This window comes from Paenibacillus agaridevorans (assembly GCF_003112455.1).
Lineage (GTDB): Bacteria > Bacillota > Bacilli > Paenibacillales > Paenibacillaceae > Pristimantibacillus > Pristimantibacillus agaridevorans.
In genome coordinates, this window is record NZ_BDQX01000398.1 from 6,770 (window position 1) to 10,859 (window position 4,090).

Below are 4,090 nucleotides of genomic sequence, written 5' to 3' on the forward strand. Positions count from 1 at the left end.
TGGCAGCGGCTAAGGCCCATGCGGAACAAGCGACGGAGCAAGCGGCGGAAGCGGAGTTGTCCGAGAAGGAGTCGCGTCAGCGCCTGCATTCGGAGCTGGCCAAAGCGGGCTTCCTTTCGGCGGAGGATTACGCGGGTGCTGTGCGTACTCAAGCGGAGCAGGAACGTCTGAAGCAGGAGACGGAGCGTTACCGCACTGCGGTACTCGCCGCCGCGGAGGCGGTCGCCGCTCTGGAGTCCGAGCTGTCCGGCACCGAGTGGCTGTCACCTGAAGACCTGCAGGAAGCAATTATGACAACGCGCGGGAAACACGAAGAGCTGCTCGGCGAGGAGCAGTCTTCCTTGCGGTTCGCCGCCGAGGCCGCCAGACTGGTGGCATCCGTGGATCGTGCCGCTCGTCAAGCAGGGGAGCTGGAGGAGAAACTGGAGCGCGTCCAAGATATTTACGGTAATATGAAAGGCGATAACAGCCTCAAGATGTCGTTTGAGAGATATATTTTGATCGAATATCTGGAACAGATCGTAGCGATGGCCAACGTGCGGCTGAATGAGCTGTCAGGCGGGCAATTCCAGCTGCAACGCAGTGATAGGCTGGAGACGAGAGGAAAGCAGAGCGGCCTGGGACTTGATGTATACGATGCGTACACCGGCCAGAACAGGGATGTGAAGTCGCTGTCGGGCGGCGAGAAGTTTAATGCTTCATTGTGCCTCGCTCTGGGGATGACGGATGTCATACAATCTCACCAAGGAGGCGTCTCAATCGACATGATGCTGATAGACGAAGGTTTCGGTTCCCTCGACGAGGAGTCTCTTCACAAAGCGATTGCTGCTCTGGTCGATCTGCAAAAGGCGGGCCGGATGATCGGCGTCATCTCGCATGTCCAGGAGCTAAAGGAAGCTTTCCCGGCGTGTCTGGAAGTAAACAAGACGAAGGAGGGCTACAGCACAACTTCGTTTCTGCTCAAATGAGAAAACCCCCGCTCCGTCACTAATATGACGAAGCGGGGGTGGTCAAACAGTTCTACTAAACGGAACCCATGCCAAGGGCGATTGTAGCAATAAACAAACCGATGGTGCCAACCATGAAAAGGCCATTCAGCACAAGACCGATGATACCGAACGTCTTCTTTCGTTTTCTGGATGCCGCACTGACGATGCCAAGGATGAGCCCGACGAAAGCAAGGGCGAGCGATCCCAGCATCAGCACTCCGGCGAACAGAAAGGTCGCGATGAATTCACCGAAAATTTCGGAATCCATCAAGGCGTTGCCGAGTTCGGTTTCTTGACCAGGACCGTAAAGGCTTGCGAAGTTTTCTAATTCCGTAAGCAGACTCTGATCCTCGGCCAGGCCTCTAGCCCCGACTACCGCTATGATGATGGCGATCACGACCAGCAAAACCGCGACGAGCGCCAGGACGAAGGAAGCGATGCCGATGCCGGAATGTTTATGAATCTCAGTGTCCGGTTCCATGGGCTGAAACGGGGACCCGAATGGCTGCGTGTGCGGTTGCGAATGGTCATGTTCCTGAAATTGATTGTTATCGAATGGCCTGTTCTCAGATTGATTGTTGTCTGTCATAGTGGATTCTCCTTTGGACAATGATGCCAAAAATTATACAGGAAAATGGAAGGGATGAAAACAAAATGTTTCCAGCTTATTTTGTAATCGGAGCTGTCAATGCGGCGCTGGCCATCGCGTTAGGCGCTTTTGGCTCGCATGGATTGGAAGGAAAAATAACGGAGCACTATATAGACATATTCGAGACCGGAGTCAAATACCATATGTACGGAGCGCTCGGTTTAATGCTTGTTGCTCTAATGGATAAGATTGCGGGCGGAGGCAAGAAGGCAGTCATTGGAGCAAGGCTCTTACTCGCAGGCATGCTGATCTTCGGCGTCAGTCTTTATGTTCTTGCCTTGACCGGTTATTCCAAGCTCGGCATGATAACGCCAATCGGCGGCGTTGCCATGTTGGCAGGCTGGGGCTTTGTCATTGCAGGCGTCCTTAATCAACATCGAAAGAGCAAATAACGTATTTTGATTCGCCCCTTTTCGAGCGAAAACGCCAAATCTTTTAGTGCTATAGCAAATATTTCTATGCCAACGCCACCAATTCGTTTATAATAAACCTAGCTATCGCTTGACTCGACATTGAGGAAGGAAGTTTGTGTGTGGCGAAAGATATGGAAGATTTGCCTTCAGCACGAAATCAGCGAAGCCCGCTGTCCTTGAACGAGCTAATGAACATTGGCGTGATCGGATTAACGGCCATGTCCGCGGTTTGGATTGTAGTTTCATTTGTCTTGATCTCGGACATGATGTTAAGATGGATATCCTTGACGGTATCGGCCGCGCTCCTTGTAACGGCCGCCGTCTTATGGCTGCGTCGTCATCCGCTAAGCAGCTTTAGACGCTTTCACTCAGCCATCGTAGATACATTGCTGCGTTCGGAGGCTGTCCCCTTGTCCGTGCTCGATCGCTCCGGCCGCGTGCTGGAGCTAAATGAAGCGGCCGGACGCATGCTCGGCTATCAGCGTTCGGAGATGATCGGAGAGCCGCTCATGCGAATGATTGATCCCGCAAGCAGAGCACTTCTTAAGGAAAGTCTGGAGCGATCGCTGCAAGGCCAGACCGTGCAGAACAACATTAGTATTACCCACCGAACAGGTTTTCCACTCGAGATGCAAGTGATTTGCGCTCCCATGATACAGGATCACGAAGTCATCGGCACGCTGATGATCAGCCATGATCTTAGCGATCGGAAACGCAATGTGGAACGAATTAGATATATGGCCTATTATGACGATATGACAGGACTGCCGAATCGTACCTTGTTCCAGATGAAGCTGACGGAGAGCTTGTCGAGAGCCAAGGAAGACGAGAAGCTGGTTGGCATCTGTTATCTTGATCTGGATGGCTTCAAGCTCGTAAATGCTTCCTTCGGAAGGGAATTTGGCGACATGCTGTTGATGCAGGTGGCGGAACGCATCTCGCGCAATTTGCCTGAACATATGATGGTTGCGCGAATGGAAGGCGATGAATTCGCTCTTCTTCTTCATACGGTCGATTCCGAAGAAAAGTTGCTGGAATTTGCCCGGCACCTCCTTAAGTCGATAGAGGAGCCGTACGAGCTTAAAGGTTTCCCCGTTCATATAACCGCCAGTATCGGTCTTGTTACGAACAGGAACGAGCAGGACGACGGTTATACCCTCTTCAAGAAAGCCGATATGGCTCTATTTAAGGCAAAAGAAAACGGCAAAAACGATTGTATGTTATATTCGGACAGCTGGAGCAACTCCTCCTTCGAGCGGCTGAAGCTTCAGCATGAGATGTACCGGGCCATACAACGCCATGAATTCGTGCTTCATTACCAGCCGCAATATGATCTAAAGAGCGGAATTATGGTAGGTGTCGAGGCCTTGGTCAGGTGGAATCATCCTGTTCGAGGACTGTTGGCTCCCGGATCTTTCATTCCATTGGCAGAAGAGAGCGGCATGATCGTTCAGATCGGAGACTGGGTGCTGGAGGAGGCATGCAGGCAGAACAAGGAGTGGCAGGATGCAGGTCTCGCTAAGATTCCGGTATCCGTTAATCTCTCCATCAGGCAGTTCCTGCAGCATGACCTGGCAAGCCGCATTGCGGAAGTTCTGGAGACTACCGGTCTGGAGCCGAAGTATCTTGATCTGGAAATTACGGAGTCCATGACGATCGATGTTGGTCATATTACGCGATGCTTGCTGGAGATTACGAATCTTGGCGTCGGTATTAGCGTAGATGATTTCGGAACGGGGTATAGTTCCTTCCACTATCTCAAAAACTTCCCGATCGACAGGCTCAAAATCGATCGTTCTTTCGTAAGAGATATTCAACAGGATCCTAGCGACGCGGAGATCGTGGCGGCTATCATCGCGATGGCACACAATCTTAACATCCAGGTCATTGCCGAAGGCGTCGAGACGGAGGAGCAGATGGAGTTCCTGAAGAAACATAGATGCGACGAAATGCAGGGATTTTTCTGCAGTCCTCCCGTCAGCAGCGACAATATTGAACAAATGCTAAAGGCCGGCTGATGTAGCTGGTCGGCGACCAAA

General features: G+C 51.8%; 4 protein-coding genes. 3 read left to right on the top strand and 1 reads right to left on the bottom strand.

All coding sequences use genetic code 11. The annotated features are described in order from the left end of the window. On the top strand, nt 1-968 hold a 968-nt coding region (locus PAT3040_RS30845), incomplete at its 5' end, for an SbcC/MukB-like Walker B domain-containing protein (RefSeq protein ID WP_305778795.1). 55 nt (nt 969-1,023) lie between these two features. Here PAT3040_RS30845 and PAT3040_RS30850 read toward each other — a convergent pair. Then, nucleotides 1,024-1,578 (bottom strand): hypothetical protein, encoded by a 555-nt coding sequence (locus tag PAT3040_RS30850; protein ID WP_108995693.1) that lies wholly within the window; start codon nt 1,576-1,578, stop codon nt 1,024-1,026. Between the two features lie 65 nt (nt 1,579-1,643). Here PAT3040_RS30850 and PAT3040_RS30855 point away from each other — a divergent pair, with 65 nt between their 5' ends. Both PAT3040_RS30855 and PAT3040_RS30860 read left to right on the top strand, forming a co-directional pair. Beyond that, nucleotides 1,644-2,030: a DUF423 domain-containing protein gene (locus tag PAT3040_RS30855; protein WP_108995694.1), complete on the top strand. Its 387-nt coding sequence runs from the start codon at nt 1,644-1,646 to the stop codon at nt 2,028-2,030. A 140-nt stretch (nt 2,031-2,170) separates the two neighbouring features. After that, nucleotides 2,171-4,069, top strand: a complete 1,899-nt coding sequence (locus PAT3040_RS30860) for a putative bifunctional diguanylate cyclase/phosphodiesterase (RefSeq protein ID WP_108995695.1) — start codon at nt 2,171-2,173, stop codon at nt 4,067-4,069. The last annotated feature ends 21 nt before the right edge of the window (nt 4,070-4,090 follow it).